Source organism: Paenibacillus sp. FSL H3-0329 (genome assembly GCF_037963285.1).
Classification (GTDB): domain Bacteria; phylum Bacillota; class Bacilli; order Paenibacillales; family Paenibacillaceae; genus Paenibacillus_AQ; species Paenibacillus_AQ odorifer.
The window spans coordinates 453,967-474,408 of record NZ_CP150150.1 but is presented as its reverse complement, the minus strand read 5'-3'; the positions used below and the strand labels follow the sequence as shown (position 1 = coordinate 474,408).

At 45.9% G+C, this 20,442-nt stretch carries 19 protein-coding genes and 1 riboswitch; of the genes, 10 read left to right on the top strand and 9 right to left on the bottom strand.

All coding sequences use genetic code 11. The features are described from left to right. Positions 1-23 precede the first annotated feature (23 nt). Positions 24-986: an L-lactate dehydrogenase gene (locus tag NSQ66_RS02115; protein ID WP_076215047.1), complete on the top strand. Its 963-nt coding sequence runs from the start codon at positions 24-26 to the stop codon at positions 984-986. A gap of 109 nt (positions 987-1,095) precedes the next feature. Here the strand turns inward: NSQ66_RS02115 and NSQ66_RS02110 are convergent, their stop codons facing one another. Both NSQ66_RS02110 and NSQ66_RS02105 read right to left on the bottom strand, forming a co-directional pair. Beyond that, the gene (locus tag NSQ66_RS02110) at positions 1,096-3,138 is read right to left on the bottom strand and encodes a methyl-accepting chemotaxis protein (RefSeq protein ID WP_256717042.1); all 2,043 of its coding nucleotides are present in this window, start codon (positions 3,136-3,138) and stop codon (positions 1,096-1,098) included. A gap of 180 nt (positions 3,139-3,318) precedes the next feature. Further along, a complete protein-coding gene (locus tag NSQ66_RS02105) occupies positions 3,319-5,568 on the bottom strand; it encodes a heavy metal translocating P-type ATPase (protein ID WP_076147368.1) in 2,250 nt (749 codons plus the stop codon). A gap of 264 nt (positions 5,569-5,832) precedes the next feature. Between NSQ66_RS02105 and NSQ66_RS02100 the strand changes: the two genes are divergently transcribed. Beyond that, entirely contained in the window at positions 5,833-6,594 is a 762-nt protein-coding gene (locus NSQ66_RS02100) for a CPBP family intramembrane glutamic endopeptidase (protein WP_036682655.1), read from the top strand. A 363-nt stretch (positions 6,595-6,957) separates the two neighbouring features. Here the strand turns inward: NSQ66_RS02100 and NSQ66_RS02095 are convergent, their stop codons facing one another. From NSQ66_RS02095 to NSQ66_RS02065, 7 genes are all read right to left on the bottom strand, one after another. Continuing rightward, entirely contained in the window at positions 6,958-7,323 is a 366-nt protein-coding gene (locus tag NSQ66_RS02095) for a metalloregulator ArsR/SmtB family transcription factor (RefSeq protein WP_036682656.1), read from the bottom strand. 100 nt (positions 7,324-7,423) lie between these two features. Then, entirely contained in the window at positions 7,424-8,158 is a 735-nt protein-coding gene (locus NSQ66_RS02090; protein WP_036682657.1) for an ABC transporter permease, read from the bottom strand. Between the two features lies 1 nt (position 8,159). Continuing rightward, positions 8,160-8,876, bottom strand: a complete 717-nt coding sequence (locus tag NSQ66_RS02085; RefSeq protein WP_076101308.1) for an ABC transporter permease — start codon at positions 8,874-8,876, stop codon at positions 8,160-8,162. Further along, on the bottom strand, positions 8,873-9,784 hold the full coding sequence (locus NSQ66_RS02080; RefSeq protein WP_036682661.1) for an ABC transporter ATP-binding protein: 912 nt from the start codon (positions 9,782-9,784) through the stop codon (positions 8,873-8,875). The genes NSQ66_RS02085 and NSQ66_RS02080 overlap by 4 nt, the downstream gene beginning before the upstream one ends. A 70-nt stretch (positions 9,785-9,854) precedes the next feature. Then, complete coding sequence (locus NSQ66_RS02075) at positions 9,855-11,282, bottom strand: HAMP domain-containing sensor histidine kinase (protein WP_076223438.1); 1,428 nt, start codon at positions 11,280-11,282, stop codon at positions 9,855-9,857. Further along, complete coding sequence (locus NSQ66_RS02070; protein WP_038568445.1) at positions 11,279-11,953, bottom strand: response regulator transcription factor; 675 nt, start codon at positions 11,951-11,953, stop codon at positions 11,279-11,281. The genes NSQ66_RS02075 and NSQ66_RS02070 overlap by 4 nt, the downstream gene beginning before the upstream one ends. Before the next feature lie 119 nt (positions 11,954-12,072). Continuing rightward, a complete protein-coding gene (locus NSQ66_RS02065) occupies positions 12,073-12,492 on the bottom strand; it encodes a pyridoxamine 5'-phosphate oxidase family protein (protein ID WP_036682665.1) in 420 nt (139 codons plus the stop codon). A 160-nt stretch (positions 12,493-12,652) separates the two neighbouring features. On the opposite strand from NSQ66_RS02065, the gene NSQ66_RS02060 reads away from it, so the two are divergent. The 8 genes from NSQ66_RS02060 to NSQ66_RS02025 all read left to right on the top strand — a co-directional run bounded on the left by NSQ66_RS02060 (position 12,653) and on the right by NSQ66_RS02025 (position 20,294). Continuing rightward, entirely contained in the window at positions 12,653-13,873 is a 1,221-nt protein-coding gene (locus NSQ66_RS02060) for an MFS transporter (RefSeq protein ID WP_076215041.1), read from the top strand. A 72-nt stretch (positions 13,874-13,945) separates the two neighbouring features. Continuing rightward, the gene (locus tag NSQ66_RS02055) at positions 13,946-15,409 is read left to right on the top strand and encodes a hypothetical protein (RefSeq protein ID WP_076101301.1); all 1,464 of its coding nucleotides are present in this window, start codon (positions 13,946-13,948) and stop codon (positions 15,407-15,409) included. A 158-nt stretch (positions 15,410-15,567) separates the two neighbouring features. Further along, a riboswitch (TPP riboswitch) is annotated at positions 15,568-15,678 on the top strand. A gap of 161 nt (positions 15,679-15,839) precedes the next feature. Beyond that, entirely contained in the window at positions 15,840-16,889 is a 1,050-nt protein-coding gene (locus NSQ66_RS02050; protein WP_076101299.1) for an ABC transporter substrate-binding protein, read from the top strand. A gap of 339 nt (positions 16,890-17,228) precedes the next feature. Beyond that, complete coding sequence (locus NSQ66_RS02045; RefSeq protein ID WP_339279521.1) at positions 17,229-17,387, top strand: hypothetical protein; 159 nt, start codon at positions 17,229-17,231, stop codon at positions 17,385-17,387. A 62-nt stretch (positions 17,388-17,449) separates the two neighbouring features. After that, complete coding sequence (locus tag NSQ66_RS02040) at positions 17,450-17,743, top strand: MTH1187 family thiamine-binding protein (protein ID WP_036682688.1); 294 nt, start codon at positions 17,450-17,452, stop codon at positions 17,741-17,743. Then, positions 17,740-18,501, top strand: coding sequence for an ABC transporter permease (locus NSQ66_RS02035; RefSeq protein ID WP_036682669.1), 762 nt, complete (start codon positions 17,740-17,742; stop codon positions 18,499-18,501). The genes NSQ66_RS02040 and NSQ66_RS02035 overlap by 4 nt, the downstream gene beginning before the upstream one ends. A gap of 34 nt (positions 18,502-18,535) precedes the next feature. Beyond that, on the top strand, positions 18,536-19,369 hold the full coding sequence (locus NSQ66_RS02030) for an ABC transporter ATP-binding protein (protein WP_076101297.1): 834 nt from the start codon (positions 18,536-18,538) through the stop codon (positions 19,367-19,369). A 229-nt stretch (positions 19,370-19,598) separates the two neighbouring features. Then, entirely contained in the window at positions 19,599-20,294 is a 696-nt protein-coding gene (locus NSQ66_RS02025) for a hypothetical protein (RefSeq protein ID WP_339192698.1), read from the top strand. Positions 20,295-20,442 lie beyond the last annotated feature (148 nt).

The following is a 20,442-nucleotide window of genomic DNA, read 5'->3' as shown; positions in this document are numbered from 1 at the left end:
TTTAGAGAGTGAGGACAAGGCAATTGAAAAGTAAATCGAGAAAAGTAGCCATCGTCGGGGCAGGAATGGTGGGTTCAAGCTGTGCTTACTCCATGGTTAATCAGGCCATTTGTGACGAGATAATGATGATCGACCGCACCTATGATCGGGCTATGGCACAAGCACTTGATCTCTCGCACTGTATGGATTTCACAAGCACACGCACAAAGGTATATGCCGGAACCTATAGCGATTGTGCAAAGATGGATGTAGTTATCTTAACCGCTGGTGCTAATCCAACAGCCGGGCAGACCCGACTTGACGTATTGGCAGCCTCTGCTGTTATTACTAGAGAAATCATTACCAACATCATGGCTGGGGGATTTGATGGAATATTCGTAGTCGCCGCTAATCCGGTCGATATTGTCACTTATATGGTCTGGAAAATATCAGGTCTGCCTCGCCACAGAATTATCGGTACCGGAACCTCCATTGACTCGTCGCGCCTAAAAACACTGCTCTCCGATGTGTTCTCCATTGACCCGCGTAGTGTTAATGGCTACGCGTTAGGTGAACATGGCGAATCTCAATTTGTAGCTTGGTCCCATGTGACAATTGGCGGCAAGCCTATTCTACAAATTTTGGATCAGCATCGCGAGCGGTTCCCGCATCTGGATCTGGAGGATATCTCCCGCAAGACAAAAGATGCCGGCTGGGAAATTTTCACCCGTAAAGGCTCCACACATTTCGGGATTGGCAGCGCACTTGCCTACATTACCCGTTCGATCCTGAATGATGAGCACAAAATTATCGCCGTATCCGCCATTCTGGATGGAGAATACGGACATAGTGGTGTATGCACGGGTGTGCCCGCCATTATAGGCAACACTGGGATTCAAGAGCTGCTGGAGCTTAATTTAAATACAGAGGAAACCCAGAAATTGAACAGCTCCTGCAATATTGTACGTGCAGGCATCGAGAGTCTACAGCTGGAAGAAAGCATTTAATCTCATAAAGAACAAAAAAAATCGCTACTTTGGGAATTGGTGAAATAAGCCCACCAGCTCCCAAAGAGCGATTTTTTGTATTATAAGGAGATGAATCTCAGTTTATCTCCTACTTTTTAAACTTCTCGATTTCTTCTTTCAGCACAGACATCACTTCATTAAGTGATTCCGCCGAGGACACGACATCCTTCATAATCTCCGTCTGCTCCGCTGAAGCTAATGAGACCGCCTGAGCATTCTCAGCAGATTCTTTAGCTATTCCGAGCATATCGGATATAGAAGCCGTTATTTCTTCTGTGCCAGCTGACATCTCTTCATTAATTGCTGACACATCCTGTATTTGCGACGATACTTCACGGATCGAAGAACGGATATGATCAAAGGAAACACCGACGTTTTGCATTTTTCCCATTCCATCGCCAATTTCCTCAATACTCTTCTTCATGGAATCCGCTGCACTTGTTGTCGAAGACTGAATGCCGCCGATCAGCTCCACTATACTAATGATGGAACTGTTCGTCCGCTCCGCTAACTTCTTCACCTCATTCGCAACTACACCGAAGCCACGGCCATGTTCCCCAGCTCTGGCAGCCTCAATAGAAGCATTTAAAGATAATAAGCTTGTCTGATTGGATATCTCAGAAATTACATCCACAATTTGTCCGATCTGTTCCGATTGCTCACTTAATTTACCAATCATCTCGGCTGTCTGATTAGCTGTGGAACTGATAACAGCCATCTGTTGCAGTGTAGATTGGATTTCCAAATAGCCACTCTCTACTTCTGAGTTGACCGTCTCAGCCTGATCTGATACCGCTGCAGAGGACTCAGCAATACGTTGCAAACCTACGGCCATCTCTTCCGTTGCTCTTGCCGATTGCTCCGAGCCTCTGAATTGCTCTTCCATTCCTTGAGCCACTTCTTGGATAACTGTTGCTACCTCTGCTGAAGTATAAGACGACCGTTGAGCCGATTTCAGCATTCCTTCTGAGGAATAAGAAACCTCCACTACCGTTGTATCAATCTTGTTGACAATACCGGAGAGTGTCTCAATCATATCATTGATATTTTGACTCATCTCGCCGATTTCATCTCCGGATTGCACTTTAACCCTCTCATTCAGATGACCCTCTGCCACCTTTTTCATAGTGGAGGAAATAGCTTTAATGGGTCTAACGATAAGGCGAGTAAGGTAGAGAGAAACAAAAATTATGACGAGTATAACTGCCAATAAGATGAACATTGCTGTTCTTTGTGCAGAGGTCACTTTGGCAAAAACCTCTTTCTCCGGTACTGTTACAAGAAGCTTCAGGTCAGTATCTGGAATGGTCTTAAAGTATGTAATGACTTTCTTACCATCTTCGCCCTTATAAGTTTCGGCCCCCTCTTTGTTGCTCAAAATCTTGTCAACGACCTTCTGAAGAGCCGGCTCTTTAGCGTAATCGGTAATTTTTTTGCCCATACGACTGACGTCTGGATAAGTATAATACATGCCATCATTTGAGATTACGTATCCAAATCCGGTATCCGCCATAGTAATTTCATTACTCATTTGGGCAAGAACTTCAGGAGTAATCGAGAAGACAATACCTCCCATAAATTGCTTATCCTTATCCATGACAGGAACTACGATCGGAATGATATATTTATCAAGCTGCTCCAGATAGGACATTTCCCCCAACACAGGCGCATGCGTTTCTTTCGCTTTCAAGAAATAGCTCGCATCTGCTACACTTGCGGTCATGTTCATCATATTAGTTAACTGGCCGTCTTTACTGATGACACTGTAACCTTCTGTCTCACTGTCACTTTCCTCCAGCACTTCTATCACAGGGAAGATACTCGCTGGATTCGTAAAATCGAACTCAGGATGCTGGGACACCAGATCCTTTACGGACGAGGTTTTGTTGGATAGCCACTCATCCATCCGGAATGTGTTCGTATTAATGGTGTCCTGCGCCATTTGCTCACTGTCTGTGCGTGTGACATTGCCGAAATAATCAAGTAAAAATATGGTCGCTACCATGAGCGGCACGATTGCAATAGCTAATATAACAGATGACCACTTAAGTTGAATTGACGTCGCTTTTCTCTTCGTTACATTTTTTCTCATTTTTTTCATCTTGTTTCCTTTCATTTCATTTTCATTCACGATGAAATAGCCTCCTCACTCCATTTGTTATAATGTCTCCTGATGTGGATATATCTTCTATATCGGCAAAAAAAGACAAATTCTTTGCTGGCGAATAAAAAAAGTAAGCCCTAAGACCCCTAAAACCGGAATCCTAAAGCTTACTTTTGTTGAAATCATTTATTTAAACACCAAAGATACTTAACCCTCGTCTTGCACTTTTAAAGCTCGAATACTGTTCAGTACGGCTAGTACGGTTACCCCTACATCTGAGAATACAGCCTCCCACATCGTGGCAATCCCGAATGCACCGAGCAGAAGGAATATAGCTTTTACACCTAAAGCAAAAATAATATTTTGCCATACGATGGTCCGTGTACGCTTGGCAATTCCGATAGCTACAGCAATCTTCGAAGGTTCATCGGTCATAATTACAATATCCGCTGCTTCAATGGCAGCGTCAGAACCGAGTCCCCCCATAGCGATCCCGACATCGGCTCTAGCCAGTACAGGAGTATCATTAATTCCGTCTCCAACAAAAATAATCTTCTCGCGTGGAGGCTTTTCACGATCCAGCTTCTCGATGGCCTCTACCTTATGCTGTGGTAAAAGCTCTGCGTGTACCTCATCTACCCCTAACTGCTTCCCTACATCTTCAGCTACGGCGGAAGCATCACCTGTCAGCATCACCGTCTTGCGTATACCAAGCTTTTTGAGGCGCTGAATGGCCTGCAGTGAGTCCTCCTTCACTTCATCGGCGATCACCAGATAACCTTCATATTGATGATCTACCGCAATGTGAACAACTGTACCGCTCTGCTCTGGGACCTCATAAGCAATCCCCTCCCGCTCCATCAGACGTGCGTTGCCTGCAAATACGGTCTTGCCTTCGATAGTTACTTCGATACCATGACCAGAGATCTCATTATAATTCGTGATAGCTTCCTTAGAAATCTGTGCACCATAAGCCGTCCGAATCGACTCAGCGATCGGGTGATTGGAATGGCTCTCCGCATAAGCGGCTGTCCGCAGTAATTCATCCTTAGATTTGCCACCCGACGGATAAATCCCCGTCACCTTAAACTGTCCCTTGGTCAACGTTCCGGTTTTATCAAAGACAACTACCTTCACATCATTTAGGGCTTCCAGGTAGTTGCTTCCCTTAATCAGAATACCGCTGCGTGAAGCTGCACCAATCCCTCCGAAGAATCCCAGTGGAATCGAGACCACAAGCGCACAAGGACAAGAGATTACGAGGAATACAAGTGCTCGGTAAATCCAATCCGAAAAAGTCGCACCACTGATCAGCAGTGGAGGAACGACGGCCAGCAGAACTGCTGTGATCACTACTACAGGCGTGTAGGCACGTGCAAATTTAGTAATAAAGTTCTCGGTTTTAGCTTTGTTGCTTGATGCATTCTGCACTAGCTCCAGTATTTTGGATACGGCCGATTCTCCAAAGGTCTGAGTAACTTGCACAGTAATTACGCCGTTCCGGTTAATAAAACCACTTAACACCGCACTTCCTGGACCAGCTGATCGTGGTACCGACTCTCCAGTAAGTGCAGATGTGTCCATCATGGCGTTACCTTCAAGTATAGTTCCGTCAAGGGGTACCTTCTCACCGGGTTTAACAACAATCAAATCTCCGATGGCTACTTCCTCAGGTGAGACCTTCTTCAGATCATTTCCAAGCTTGAGATAGGCAAACTCGGGGCGAATATCCATAAGTGCCGTAATAGATCGGCGTGAACGATTCACAGCCAGACCTTGGAACAGTTCTCCAATCTGGTAAAACAGCATTACTGCCACGCCCTCTGGATACTCACCAATCGCAAATGCACCGATAGTTGCCAGAGCCATCAGGAAATTCTCATCAAACACCTGACCACGGATGATGTTCTTAACCGCCTGCCAGACAACTTCACCACCCACGATAAGATAGGCTGCCAAAAAGATCAGCAGTTCAACTACTCCATCCACGGGCAGGAATATCCCAGCTAGAGCAAGAATTCCACCAGCGCCTAACCGCAGCAATATTTTGCGTGTGTCGCCTTCCCCATGCTCATGTGTATGACCATGACCTTCAGCATCCTCATGACCATGATGATGTCCAGCAGCTTGATGATCGTGAACATGCTCGTGTCCATGCTGGTGATCATGTGTATGTTCATGAGCACCGCTATTGCGCGCCTTGTGATTTCCCCCAACCTTCTCTTTCACATTTACGTGGGGCTCGAGTGCCTTCACCGTTTTCTTCGCTTCTACAATCGCTGATTCCTCATACCCTGCGGCGGTTTCCAACGTCATTGTTTTTGTTACAAAATTAACGGAACAAGACGATACACCTTCAATCTTCTTCACCTTATCTTCAATTTTCATCGCGCAATTGGCGCAATCCAAGCCTTCTAATTCCCACTGACGTTTTAATTTTCCTTGCATTGTATCCATACGGCACATCTCCTCAAATAAAAACCATATATGAGCACTTGTTCATATGTTATCTTAGCCCTATTATATTCCCTTTATATTTCAAGGTCAATACGCGATATACACCATTTTTCTACATTATCTTAAAAATTAAATCAATTGACCTTTACGTGAAAATATGTAAAATCATGTATGACCGAAAGTAAGTTTCTTACATACGAATGACCCCATTATCAATGAAGCTCGATGGGCAAATGATTTACACAGAAGGGATGAATTTAGAACATGTCAAAGCTAGCCAAAACGTCTTCTTTTTCACAGAAACACCCCATTTGGAGCGTAGTTATTATCGAGGTGTTATTACTTGTAGCCGTAACTGCCGCCGGGGCTTACGCAACCATTAAGGAACTTGCGTACAACGCCCCTGTACTTATCTCCTTCATCCCAATCGCGCTTGTACTCATCATCTACTTTACAGTTAAGCGCAAATGGAGCACGCTCGGCTTCCGACCTCTAAACACCATATCCTCGGGCAACTGGATTTATTATGCCCCACTAGTAGTGGTCCTGATTACCATATCCTTTAAGGGTTTTCGTGAGATCAGCGCATCCGAGGTACTGTTCTTTATTTTCTTCACCCTGCTGGTCGCTTTTGTGGAGGAAAGCATCTATCGCGGTTTGATTTTTAAGACCTTGCTTCCTAAAGGGGCTAAAACAGCAGTGATCACTTCAAGCATTCTCTTCTCTATTACCCACTTACTTAATGCATTATCCGGCACAGATATCACACAAATTCTTCTACAACTCGTATATGCGCTTCTGATCGGTTTTGCGCTAGCCTTGCTGATGCTAAAAAATAATAATATTCTTCCGCTGATATCCTTTCATTTTATACATAATTTAATTCAGTTTGTGGGCAATGATAATACGAGTGAATACATGGGAATCGATCTATTTATCCTGCTAGTGCTCGCAGTGCAATGTGTCTGGCTAGTGTTGTCCTTTAGAAAACCAAACCTAACGAAGAACCTAAATCAAGCCAGTTAATAAGCTAACCCTTGCTTCAAAATACAAAGCTTCAGTGGATTCAACTTGGTTTCATTAGAGCAATATTTGTCGCAAACCACACAGCTAACGGACCCAGTTGACCCTAAAAACAGTATTATCCCCGGTTTAGCATAATATCGGACCCCATAGGCGCTATTGGCATGAAAAAGAGCAAAACAAGACCTCTTTCTAAGGAATAACTGCACTGAGGTCCGCAACTCTGCTCAAAAAGCGTTAATTTTGCAAATAAGGTCAACTGGGTCCGTAAGCCGTAGCGGATGATCAGGACTCGTCGGCATAATAAAAAGAGGGACTCCCAAAAGCCATCCAATGGCTGCTGGGAGTCCCCCTTTTTGCAACTAGCTATTCGTGTCGGACATGCTCGTGGGTCTGTAAAAAGATCTGCTCCACATGCGCATCGTTCAGCGAATAGAATACCGTTTTCCCCTCTTTACGGCGCTTCACGATCCGTAGATTCCGTAAATAACGGAGCTGATGGGATATCGCAGATTGGCCCATATCAAGGATCACGGACAAATCATGTACACATAATTCTTGCTGAGACAAAGCGTAAATGAGCCGCACTCGTGTTGGATCACCCAACGCTTTGAACATTTCTGCCATTTTATCAGTAATCCCACGGTCTGGCAGGATCAATGCAATGGATTCCGGTTCAAGCTCTGAACCCTTGCATGTATTGTCGCAATCTTCTAATGCCGTTGGCTCCATGCTCTCGCCCTCCTCCATCTTAGCTAATTATATTCTTTAATTATAAGAAAAACAGCACGGGATGTCCATTGAGGAGGAGTTTATAGCCTCTGATTGTGAATCAGACTGCTTTACGATAAAAGGAGATTAGTCCTGCGGCAAAAAAGACAATCAAGCTCCCTCCCACTATCATCATCAGTGTCTCTAAAGGCAGATTAAAGGCACCAAATCCGTCATCACCATAAGGACTCATGGCTAACATCGGCTGTACCCAAGGATAATAGGGGCCGTAGGTTGAAGAATTAGCGATCAGTATATTGGGAATGGTCAGACTCACATTCAGCGCCAGCGGTGCGCCGAAGCTGCTCCAGCTTTGCGAGATCGCCAGCTGCAATGCGGCGAGTGGTAGGCAGGCTACAAAGCCGCCAAATACTGATTTTAGCAGCAGCGCCCAAGGGATTGGATCTGGAGCCCCACGGAACAAACCCATTCCCAGCACCATAACGAGGAACGTTATTTGCACAGCAGCCAGCAATCCGATGATCATCACATATTTTGAGAGATACACCGACAACCGGGTTACAGGCAGAGACAACAATAGCTTCCAGCCACCGTCATGATGCTCATAACGACAGATCAGGGCCGCAAAAATGCCTGAAAGCACAGGCAGAAACAGCAAAGCATGCATCATTGACATCACACTTAACAGCAGCTCCCAAGTCATCTTCTCGCCTTGATTATCCGATAACAATCCGGGAACCAGTGATAAAACCGGACTTCCTATGACTAAAAGCCAAACATATGATTTAGACATTTTTAATCGCTCTGAGGATAATACTCTCCAAAATGACTTCATCTTAATCCACATCCTTTCGAGCGAAATGCACTGCACCCGGCAAAAATACCAGCATTCCTAGCAGCAGACCCGCACCGCTGAACAAGAGGCGATTAGAGGAGTCCCACGCCAAATATGGCCATGTTAAAGGCACCCACTCCGAAAGGAACATGGAGAAAAATGACGTCAAGGATAATGTGATCCCCAGGGCAACCGGCAGTGTCTGATTACGATTAGCCAGGGAAAGCCAAAGCTGTAGCGCGATGACCGGCAGAGCCGCAATGTAGGACATAAAGCCAATTCTGAGTACATCCACATAAGGAATAAGATCAGCTTTGAAGCCCAAAATAAGCCCCAAAACAACTATCCCCACTGAGAGCAACAAGCAGGAAACAGCCACAAGCAGCAGACAGAGCGTTAGCTTAGCCATAAACACTGAAGTACGGGAGATAGGTAGTGCCAAGAGCTGCTTCCACGAGCTCATCTGATGTTCGACATTTGCAATCAGCGAGCATACTAAAGTGCCTCCCAGAAAAAGAGCTGTGGGCACAAACCCGGACACATTATCCAGTAGTCCTCCCCATAAATCCGCGCTATACTGCTGACGCAGATAATCATAACGAAGGCCAAAGTTAAGGCCCTGCATGGCTACTAGACCAATCGGTCCTAGAAACACTAGAAACCAAATTCCTTTGCCGCGGATTTTAAGCCAATCCGCTGACAACGCCCGCCACATCATGATTCCCCGCCTCCCACAACCTGTAGGAAGAAGTCCTCAAGCGATTGTCTCCGCTCCTCTACACGATAGACAGCGTGCCCATTCTCTACCAAAGCTTTGACTAGCAGCGCTACTCTTGCATCGTTCATTCTTGAAAAAATCAGTTTTTGCTCATGTAGTGTCCCTTCATACCCCCGACCTCCAGCGAGACGTAACGCAGACTCTGGTTCCGAAACCGCAAGGCGTATCTCGCCAGCAGCCTGTTGTTGCAGATTAGCTATTGTATCTTGGTACACCATTTGCCCTTGGCGAATAATACCCACGGTATCTGCCATTTGTTCAATTTCACTAAGCAGGTGACTGGATACTACAACCGTAATTCCTTGCTCCTGTGGCAAGCGTTTGATAAGCCCACGAATTTCCTGAATCCCTGACGGGTCGAGTCCGTTCGTTGGTTCGTCCAGAATAAGCAGCTCTGGATTCCCTAACAAGGCAGCTGCGATACCAAGTCTCTGCTTCATCCCGAGGGAAAACCCTTTGACCGGACGTCTCTCTTCCCCGGTTAGAGAAACAATATCTAGCACCTCAGCGATTCGTGACTTCGGAACATCCAGAATGCGGCGGATCGCTTCGAGATTGTCCACAGCGCTCAGATGCCCATAATACGAGGGGGATTCGACAAGCGACCCTACCTTCCGTAAAATTTGCAGCTTATTCTTCCGAAGATCCTGACCGAACACTTCAATTTTTCCAGATGTCGGTGTAATTAGGCCAAGCAGCATACGGATTGTTGTAGTTTTCCCAGCTCCGTTGGGACCCAGAAAACCATAAATCTCACCCTTGCGGATATTTAAATTCAAATTTTCTACCGCAGCCCGGCCACGATATTTTTTCAATAAATCCTTAGTTTTAATCACTGTTTCTTCCATGTTCTTCACCTCGGTATACAGCATAACGTCCCAAGGTTAAGAACAAGGAAGTGCCAAGTTTAAGTTTTGTTTAAATTTCACGACGCGGATCAAAGATTACAATAGAAGTGCCTTCGCCTGTGCTCTCCATAACCCATTCCAGCTCCATATGCTTCATCAAAAGATCGACGATAGACAATCCCAAACCTGCCCCTTTGTAATCGGATGGACTCTGAATGCCTCGACCATGATCCGCAATAATTATGGCACGTTGTTCATTACGTTGCTCCGTTGAGATCCCGACATAATGCCCGCTGCTGGCATGTCGTACAATGTTTTGATACAAATTATCGAGAATACGGCGGAACCAGACCTCATCCACCCTCCAGAATAGCGGTTCGGCTTCCAGGTTAATATCAATGTCGAAGCCCTCTTTTTCCCATACGGGGTACCAAGCAGCCGCACTTTCCCGCAACAAGCGTAAAACATCTTTACGTTCCAGCTTTAAGGTTACCCGTCCACTATTGAGCAGATTGTAAGATAAAAGATTCTCGATCAGGACGCTAAGATCCGCAATACGCTCATCCATAAGCTGTAAGGACTGCTTACCTTTTGAGGTCAGATCCTCTTTGGTCATAACATGGATATGGCTGCGAATGACGGTTAGAGGTGTACGTAAATCGTGAGATAGATTCGAGACTAGACGCTTACGCAACTCTTCCTCTTCTATTTCCCTGCGTCGGCTTTCATCCAGTTTGGTTACCATCGTATTAAAAGCTTCCTCCAGGCGACCGATCTCGTCCAGTTTGCCTGTCACTATAGACTTAGGCATTCTATCCGGGCCTGTAATCGTCATCGCGGTTTGCAGTTGCAATAGCCGTTTGCGAATTTTTCTAAAGAACATCCACGAAACCAGAGCGAACCCTCCAAAAAGGGTAAATAACACAAAGTTATACCAAGCCCAAGCCCCTAATCCCCCATAAGCCCCTTTGTTCAGCAGCTTGCTTGGAATTTGCATCACCATAAATCCCTTGTCTGCCTCCACTTTGTCCCCCACGAAAGCAACGATGGCTAAAGGATCACGATTCGTACTTTCTTTCATAAATGAAATAGCCTCAGCCGCAGTCCACTGATCAGGAACTTCATGGTAAATCTTATCCTTATCCCCTTCATCAGGCGTGAGAATCAACTGGGTTTTTCCCTGCCCGTCTACCCAAAACATAGTAGCTTCGGTGTATTTTTGACTCAATTCATGCAGCCGCTGATTTATGGCTTCCGAAGAAGCATTTCCTAAGTGAAGTGCCTCTTTATGCCACATAGTCTCCAGCGGTGCAATATTCGAATACAGGGATGTATCTACAGGCGGGGCACCTTTGGTCACTTCGTTAAGAATATTGTAGCCAACAAAAGACAACGGAAGGACCACAGGGATAAATAGCAGTGCAGATACGATAATTAGCAAATACCCTGATAACAAAGAGGAATTACGTTTCTTGCGAATGCGCTCTAATCCTCTCATGCTCTTACCCGGTATCCGATCCCACGGACAGTTTCGATAATTTCCGGATTACCCGGATCAAGCTCCAGCTTTTCGCGCAAATAACGAATATGTACCATCAGAGTTTTATCCCCTTCGATATAAGCCTCACCCCACACGGCCTCGTAGATCTGCTCCTTCGTCATAATTTGGTTAAGATGACGCAGCAAATAGGAAAAAATCTGAAATTGCTTGCCTGTAAGCATGATTTCTTCCTGAGTCTGAGCATTCATCACGCGGTTATCCCCTTCATATACGACTAGATGTTTAAGTGTGAGCGAATCCTGAACAGATGCCCCATTCCTTCGGAGCAGCACCTCGATTCGAGCGGCCAATTCATCCGGATGAAAAGGCTTGGTCAAATAATCATCCGCGAATTCCAAACCTTGCAGCTTATCATCAATCGAGGTTCGGGCAGAGAGCATTAAAATGGGCAGCTTAGGGTAGGAACGTTTCAATCGTTGCCCGATCGTAAACCCATCCAGACCAGGAAGCATAACATCGAGAATAGCCAGTTGGCAGGCGCCGGCTTCTTCCATCGCACCTTCGCCGCTCCGTAGCCAGCGGACACTATATCCTCTTTCGCTTAAATCAGCAGACACTACGCTGCCAATCTCACGATCATCTTCAATATATAACAGAGTAACGCTCATGTAGCTTTAGCTCCTCCCCGATCTGAATACCTAAAAAGTTGAAGTCATTATAACACATCAAACAGCCCTCCTACCCCATAGGGGATAGGAGGGCTGTTTGATCAATTCAAGGCTATAGCTTATGGCTGCCATACTCCATGCTCTTTATTGCTACCTACATACTCAATACGTGTTGGAGTAAGCTCCAAAATCACATAATTAGGATCATCAGGTCCAGTAAACCATGGCTCCAGCTCTTTATTCCATACCTTGGAGCGCAAGCCTTCATCCTTAGAGACGGTAGCGGTCGCTTCAATCTCCAGCACATCTTTGCTTCCGCCGGCCTCATAGCCAAGCAGTACAAAAGCATTCGGATTATCGGATAACTCCTCCACTTTATGAGTTTTGCGATTTGTAGCCAAATAAATCTTCAAACCCTCATGGAAAATGGCCATATAACGTACTTTCGGCTTATTTCCTTCTTCGATCGTACCAAAGGAACCGAACTTGTTGTCATCCAATGCTTTAATAATGAGTTGTTCCAGTTGTTTGTTATCCATTACGTAAATCTCTCCCTTCAAGCATGTAAACAAAAGTTTATATATCCAAGCTCACCGTTTGGATTTATCATAACAATGGTGCTTATTATAATGTACCCTTCAGGTTCACATTGAATCCGACCTTACTCCATAAACTACATCAAGATAAGGAGCTTACTTCGTGAAAAAACTGATTTGGATCGGCTGTCTCTCCTACTTCGTTATCGGTCTGGCACATGTTGTGCTGGGATCTATTCTGCCCGTTCTACTGCAACATTATGATCAAAATTACAGTGCTGGCGGTGAATTAATCTTTAGTCAATTCGCTGGTTTTTTAGCAGGCGTGTTGGTCTCTCCCCTACTTAATCGCCGCTTCGGTAAACGTGGAGGCATCCTCATTGCCACCAGTCTTCTAATAGTTGCAGAAGTTGCCTATGCCTTTCTACCGCCTTGGGGCTGGATGTATTTTATCGCTGTTGCCGCAGGTTTTGGTTTCGGGATGATCGAAGCGGTTATCGGCACCATCATTATTGGTGCTGTAACCGAAGGAACGGCTATTGCGATGAGCCGGCTCGAAGTTCTATTCGGGATAGGCGCACTCGTGATGCCGCTTATCGCCAGTCCGCTCATTGCTGCCGGAGCGTGGAGATTGGCCTTTCTAATCGTCGCTGCCTTCTCTTTGATTTCTCTTATCCTCTGGGCAAGAGGACACTTCGGTAATCTACAACGCATGCTGGATGAACGTGCCTCTGTCCAAGGAGCAGACAATTCGCATTCCTCAAGCTCACGTTCTAACAAAAAATTTCCGTATAAAGGTAAGCAATGGATTCTGCTAGGGATCTTCATCGTTTTCTTTTTTCTTTATGTAGGCACAGAGATGAGTTTAGTCAACTTTATGCCGGCTATCTTTATTGCCAAGCTAGGGATGACAGAGTCTGCGGCAGCACTGACAGTCACTTTCTTTTGGCTGGCGATGTCTACAGGAAGATTGTTTGCGGGTGTAATTGCCGAAAAAATATCTTATCGCGTGTACATTCTCAGCAGCTGTTTACTAACCTTGTTACTGCTGACACTCTTTCCGTTCACTGACAATCGAATGACTGCTTTCATTGTAATTCTGCTGCTGGGGCTGTTTATGTCCGGTATTTTCTCCATTGCATTGGTTTTCTCCAGCAAAATGCTGCCTGGCACCGAAGAGTCAACACCCAGCATTATGATTGCTTCCGGAGGCGTTGGTGGTGCTTTGCTACCTCTGTTTACGGGCTGGTCTATGGACCATTTAGAAGTGGCACAAACAGCCGGATTACTTGCCACTTTTGCTGCCTTCTTGTTCCTGCTAAGCATTGCCGCATGGAGATTCCAAGCCAGGCAAGCGGTGGAAGGAAAGAGTTCCCGTATTTAGAATAGTATCAACGTTATCCTTTTAGGGTAATGTGATCTATAAGCATATTCTGAGCACAAGGATGGACAATGAATGAATGAGTCTTTAAATGAGTCTTCAACTGAGCCTTTGTTACATACTGCGCTTATGCAGTTTATATTTCCCTTCTCTATAAAAAAGGGCGATTCTAAGCAGCTTATCCAGCAATTACAGGACGACGGATTCACACGTTTTTTTCTGGATAACAAAGAACTGGAAGCTGCCTATTATGGAGAAGGTTACTGTGTTTCCCATGAACGAATGGAGCGCACCTATTTACCGTTTGCCGCACACGTCCTTTTTCCGCGCAGGAAGGATGCCGACTCGTTTCGCCGTTTTTCCAGAGTAAATAATCTCGACTGCATTCTGGAGATTCCGCAGCAATCTATATTTTTCAAAATTCTCTCGACGGATATATTCATATGTCCCTTTCAGCTTGGATTCGTGACGATACGTGTCCAGCTGGAGGGGGATTCGATTCCCTTTAGTATTGCCCTAGAATTCGCGGATCGTTTCCGTGCGCTAGAGAAAACCTTCATACAGGATGACTACACTTATATTCATTGCGGGGAACAGACCTATGAGATGGTAGAGGATTTTGTCTTCCGAAATTTGGTGGATGGACTGGAGCCATATCTGGATCAATCGGATATCAATGGGGCTTATTTTGAGACCCTTCCTTTTTTCGTAGATGAAAGAATGCAGGTACAAGCTTTTTACGGCTTTCAGAATGAAGAAAGTTCTGATGAGATTAGTGTAAATCTACGCTATCGCGCCTCACAGCTTGATGGAATTGATCTGAACGGAAAGCCCTATGCCAGTGCAAGCGATCCAGCGTATATTGCAAACTATTGTCATGAGCATTCCTATAATCGCTGGGGCCCAGACACGTATTATATGATGAATGAGCAGACCTTTTGCTGCATGACCCGCGCTGAACAGGAAATTGCTGTTAGTCTAGCCAACCAGATGTACGGGCAATATTATTACGGATTTTTACTCAATATTTTCCACAAAATCGTTCTGCTAAAGCTTGCCAACATGCACTCCCGACTTCGGATTAATCATGATTATGAGGAAATAGACAATCTAATCTACTCCATTAATAAGTTCTCGGCAAAGTTCTACTTCTTGGAGTTGATTTCCCAGTCGCAGGGCCGGGAGATATTTCTTCAGCTGCGTAAAGTATACGGAAACGACGCTTTGTTCGAGGAAGTGAAAGAAACCTTAAATGACCTGTTTCAGTATCAGGATAAGTTTCAATCCAAGCGACGGGATAATCTGCTGATGATTCTCACTGTATTTACGGTAGTAAGCGGGATTTACGGCATGAATCAGGTCATTGACGATCTGGATGGAAAAATCCAATGGAGTAAAATGATTGGTTATTCCCCCTTTGAATTTCTTGCCCTCTTCGTGATCATGAGCGGGATTCTGATCAGCGTTGTCCTCACGCTAGGGGCGCTGGTTAGTGAGCTTAAACGGCGTCACCGCAAGAAATATAAAGATCTAGACTAGCAAAAAAGAAACTACTGGATTGGAAAAATTCAGGAGTGCACTACTAGACATTCCGAGTACAGCCGTCTATAATACACCGTATGCGAGAAATATAAGATATAAAGTATGGGTACAAAACTTATACTTACTTATATTGCACATAGAAATACCCGTTAACTTCATAGAACCAGGGGTGCTGGAATTGGCCGGCTGAGATTGTATCCCACAAGATACTGACCCTTATACCTGATCTGGATAATGCCAGCGTAGGAATCGCCAATTGGTTCTGGTCCCTGTGACCTTGACTAACCTTGCGCCAAGCCAGCGTCCCGATCACTCGGGGCGCTTTTTTTGTAAGATCACTAAAAGATGTAGAAAAACGTACATACTACACTTTACGGTTCATGTTGTGAAGACGGGATTCTTGTAACCTTAAAGGAGAGAAGAAGACATGCACCTCAAAAAAGCACTTACGTTGTGCCTCACCTGTGTACTCATTCTTGCCATTGCCGGATGCGGCAGCAACAATGGGAATACAGCCGGAAACAAAGCAAATGCTACTGATCCAACTGCAGCGGCTGGCACGGATGCTCCAAAAGAGCTCACCAAAGTTAAAGTCGCACTCGACTGGACACCGAACACGAATCATACCGGTCTATACGTAGCTAAGGATCTTGGTTACTACGCTGAAGAAGGTCTGGACGTCGAAATCGTTCAACCAGGCGCAGCGGGTTCTGATACTATGGTTACTTCTGGCGAAGCCGCATTTGGCATCAGCGCCCAAGAAGGATTAACGCTAGCCCGTCTACAAGGCGTACCCCTTGTCTCGATAGCAGCTATTATTCAGCATAATACATCGGGATTCGCCGCTCCAGTAGATCGCAATATTAAATCACCAAAGGATTTCGAAGGTAAAACCTACGGAGGCTGGGGCTCACCGGCCGAAGAAGCAGCCATGAAGGCCATCATGGATCCTGAAGGTGGCGATGTGAAAAAGGTGAAGCTGATCAGTATCGGTGAAGCTGATTATTTTACCGCCGTCAAACGTGACATTGATTTCGCCTGGATTTTCTACGCTTGGACTGGAGTTGAGGCTGAGTTGCGTGGCCAGCCATTGGATATGCTGTACTTAAAGGATTATGCGCCACAGCTCGATTATTACACGCCTGTGCTGACGACGAGTGAGAAGCAAATTGCAGATCATCCTGAGCTGGTGAAGGCCTTCATGAAAGCCACATCAAAAGGTTATCAATATGCTATTGATCATCCGGAAGAGGCTGCCGGTATGTTATCGAAGGCCGTTCCTGACCTGGACGCCGACCTTGTCCTAGCTAGCCAAAAATGGCTTAGCCCAAAATACAAGGACGATGCTGCCCGCTGGGGCGAGCAAAAAACCGAGGTCTGGCAAAATTACGGCGACTGGATGTATGATCTGAAGTTGCTGGATAAACCGCTGGATGCTGCTAGTGCATTCAGTAATGATTTTTTACCGGCGGAGTAGAGAGCGGACTTCAGAACCAAGAAGGTTGGACGTTACTTGAGGAAGGAGGAACGGAGCGTAGTGATGTGCTACGTGAGTACCGGACTTCCCAAGTTCGTTCAAGATTCGATGTCGAGTTTGCTTCCTGAGTTACTTCGTTATCAAAGTTGGCTTTTTGAACTTACCTTATAATTTAAGAGCTCAAAAAGTCGGCTTTCAGAACCAAGAAGGTTGGACGTTACTTGAGGAAGGAGGAACGGAGCGTAGTGATGTGCTACGTGAGTACCGGACTTCCCAAGTTCGTTCAAGATTCGATGTCGAGTTTGCTTCCTGAATTACTTCGTTATCAAAGTTGGCTTTTTGAACTTACCTTATAATTTAAGAGTTCAAAAAGACGGCTTTCAGAACCAAGAAGGTTGGACGTTACTTGAGGAAGGAGGAACGGAGCGTAGTGATGTGGTACGTGAGTACCGGACTTCCCAAGTTCGTTCAAGATTCGATGTCGAGTTTGCTTCCTGAATTACTTCGTTATCAAAGTTGGCTTTTTGAACTTACCTTATAAAATGAGAGGATTGATTATTGTGGCTAACACCCTACTAAGCATTCAAGTAATTCCAAAAACTCCGAACAATGAGGATTCCATCCCATACGTAGATAAAGCGATTGAGGTCATTCAAAAATCCGGTGTTAAACATCAGGTGAATCCGCTGGAAACCACAATGGAAGGTGAGCTTAGCGAGCTGCTGGAGGTTGTGCGTCAGATGCAAGAGGCGTTGATCGAAGCAGGCAGTCCAAGCGTAATTTCGCAGATCAAAATCGCTCATAATCCTAACGGAATCAGCATGGATAAATTGACGGAGAAATATCGGCCGTGAGATCGACCTGGAAGCTAATATGGCCGCCCCTTGTGGCGGTCGTCTTCTTTTTAACCGTATGGCAGCTATCTGTATCTGTATTTCATATTGAATCCTGGATTCTGCCGAGTCCTGCTGATATTGCCCGTGAATCCACCAGTAACGCTTCTGGTCTTTGGGCTCATACGATGGCTACGCTGCGGCTCACTTTAATTGGTTTTCCCATCGGTACGGGGGTAGGTCTGATCGTCGCTTTGCTTTTGCATCTTTTGCCTTGGGCTAGACGGGCTTTTTATCCACTCATTATTCTGAGTCAAAATGTTCCCTCCATCGCGCTCGGCCCCCTGCTCATTATCTGGTTCGGCTTTGGTCTTTTGCCCAAAATCGTGCTGATTACACTAGTATGTTTCTTCCCTGTAGCTGTCGCTGCGATGGGCGGCCTGGCCCAAAGTGATCAGGTCATGATGAATTATATGAAAATGGCTGGCGCAAGCAAGTGGCAAATCTTTACCAAGCTGGAGCTGCCCTCTTCTATCCCGGCACTATTTTCCGGTGTAAAAATATCTGCTACTTATGCGGTTATGGGCGCCGTGGTCGCTGAATGGATTGGCGCGGATAAAGGTATTGGCTATTATATGCTTCTGCAGAAATCCGCTTATCGTACGGATCGGATGTTTGTCGCTATTGTTATTATTGTGCTTTTAAGTCTTGTACTCTTTGCTATTATTGCATTGCTGGAAAAATGGCTGGTTCGCTGGAAGCCGCGCCGTAACTCATAGAAAGGAAGATGCCTGTATGTCTCAAGCGACGCAAATGCAACACAGAACAACAGAAGTTATAAGCTCCCCTGAAGCTCATACCGTGGCACCCGCCCTTGAAGTGAGCGGCATCTCCAAATCTTTTTTCCATCGTCGCCGTAAGACAAAAGTTCTGAATAATGTCTCTCTCAAGGTAGAGCAACAAGAATTCGTTTCGATCGTTGGTCCTTCCGGCTGCGGAAAAAGCACCTTATTCCATATGATTGGCGGCCTTGTGAAACCCGATGCAGGCACGATCCGCATGAACGGTAAGGTCGTTACAGGTCAACGCGGTGAAATTAGTTATATGCCGCAGCAGCCTGCTCTTTTTCCTTGGCGTACGATTGAGGATAATGTGCTGCTTGCTGGGGAGATCAAGGGCGCACTGCGGGATGGAGCCCGCGAGGAAGCACGCCAGTGGCTTGCCAAGGTTGGGTTAAGCGGGTTCGAACATGCTTATCCGCATATGCTGTCTGGCGGGATGCAGCAGCGTGCAGCTTTTCTCAGAGCATTGCTCGCTCCGCAGGAGCTAATGTTGCTGGATGAACCTTTCAGCGCACTCGATGCACTAACTCGCAGTGAAATGCAGCGCTGGCTGCTTGAGCTGTGGGAAGAGAATCGCCGCTCTGTGCTGTTCATTACTCACAACATCGAAGAAGCGTTGCTGCTCTCTAATCGTATCTATGTATTTTCCGGCCGCCCCGGCTCCATTCTGCATACAGTCGATGTGCCATTTCCGCGGCCACGCCGTGATGAGATTACGGACTCTCCCGAGTTCCTTAAGCTCAAACGCCAGTTGTCACAGTGGATGCGAGAGGAACAAGCTAAAAATAGGCAGCCGCTAGCTTAATCGCTAAGCACTGTAAACTGATATCGCTGGTATAGCGGTGTCAGTTATTTATTTGCAGCGATAAATTCCCTAACATATTTACAATTGGTGCGGATGTATCTGCTCATTTAACAAATTTCACTCATCCTAGTAGGGATCACATTAAATGTGTGGCGAAAACGGCCTCCGTGTTGGTAATGGATAGTAACCGGGTTGGGCTGGGGACATTTACGGGATTTATACCGTTGATTTGTTTCGTTGGGCCGGATTCGGCTCATTCTACGGGATTTATACCGTTGATTTGCTTCGTCGGACCGGACTCGGCTCATTCTACGGGATTTATACCGTTGATTTGTTTCGTCGGGCCGGATTCGGCTCATTCTACGGGATTTTTACCGTTAATTTGCTGCTTCGGGCCGGATTCGGCTCATTCTGCGGGATTTATACCGTTGATTTGCTGCTTCGAGCCAGACTCGGCTCATTCTACGGGATTTATACCGTTGATTTGCTGCTTCGGGCCAGATTCGGCTCATTCTACGGGATTTATACCGTTGATTTGCTGCTTCGGGCCAGGTTCGGCTCATTCTACGGGATTTATACCGTTGATTTGCTGCTTTGGGCCAGATTCGGCTCATTCTACGGGATTTATACCGTTGATTTGCCTCTTCGGGCCGGATTCGGCTCATTCTACGGGATTTATACCGTTGATTTGTTTCTTCGGACCGGATACGGCTCATTCTACGGGATATATACCGTTGATTTGCTTCGTCGGGCCGGACTCGGCTCATTCTACGGGATTTATACCGTTGATTTGCTGCTTCGGGCCAGATTCGGCTCATTCTACGGGATTTATACCGTTGATTTGCTGCTTCGGACCGGATTCGGCTCATTCTACGGGATATATACCGTTGATTTGCTGCTTCGGGCTGAATTGCACCCGATCTAGGGCATTTTTGCCTTTCTTTTACCACTTCGGGCGGAATCGCACCGATTCTAGGGCATTTTTGCCTTTCTTTTGCCTCTTCGGGCGGAATTCCAGTGACTCAAGGGAATTTATCCCCTTATTGTACCCCTTTAGCTTTTAGCTTGAATTA

Coding starts and splice junctions, on each gene's coding strand:
- NSQ66_RS02030 (WP_076101297.1), top strand. CDS start 18,536: ATGCAACACAGAACAACAGAAGTTATAAGCTCCCCTGAAGCTCATACC.
- NSQ66_RS02075 (WP_076223438.1), bottom strand. CDS start 11,282: ATGAGAGGATTAGAGCGCATTCGCAAGAAACGTAATTCCTCTTTGTTA.
- NSQ66_RS02065 (WP_036682665.1), bottom strand. CDS start 12,492: ATGGATAACAAACAACTGGAACAACTCATTATTAAAGCATTGGATGAC.
- NSQ66_RS02090 (WP_036682657.1), bottom strand. CDS start 8,158: ATGAAGTCATTTTGGAGAGTATTATCCTCAGAGCGATTAAAAATGTCT.
- NSQ66_RS02105 (WP_076147368.1), bottom strand. CDS start 5,568: ATGGATACAATGCAAGGAAAATTAAAACGTCAGTGGGAATTAGAAGGC.
- NSQ66_RS02070 (WP_038568445.1), bottom strand. CDS start 11,953: ATGAGCGTTACTCTGTTATATATTGAAGATGATCGTGAGATTGGCAGC.
- NSQ66_RS02080 (WP_036682661.1), bottom strand. CDS start 9,784: ATGGAAGAAACAGTGATTAAAACTAAGGATTTATTGAAAAAATATCGT.
- NSQ66_RS02050 (WP_076101299.1), top strand. CDS start 15,840: ATGCACCTCAAAAAAGCACTTACGTTGTGCCTCACCTGTGTACTCATT.
- NSQ66_RS02095 (WP_036682656.1), bottom strand. CDS start 7,323: ATGGAGCCAACGGCATTAGAAGATTGCGACAATACATGCAAGGGTTCA.
- NSQ66_RS02100 (WP_036682655.1), top strand. CDS start 5,833: ATGTCAAAGCTAGCCAAAACGTCTTCTTTTTCACAGAAACACCCCATT.
- NSQ66_RS02055 (WP_076101301.1), top strand. CDS start 13,946: ATGAATGAGTCTTTAAATGAGTCTTCAACTGAGCCTTTGTTACATACT.
- NSQ66_RS02085 (WP_076101308.1), bottom strand. CDS start 8,876: ATGATGTGGCGGGCGTTGTCAGCGGATTGGCTTAAAATCCGCGGCAAA.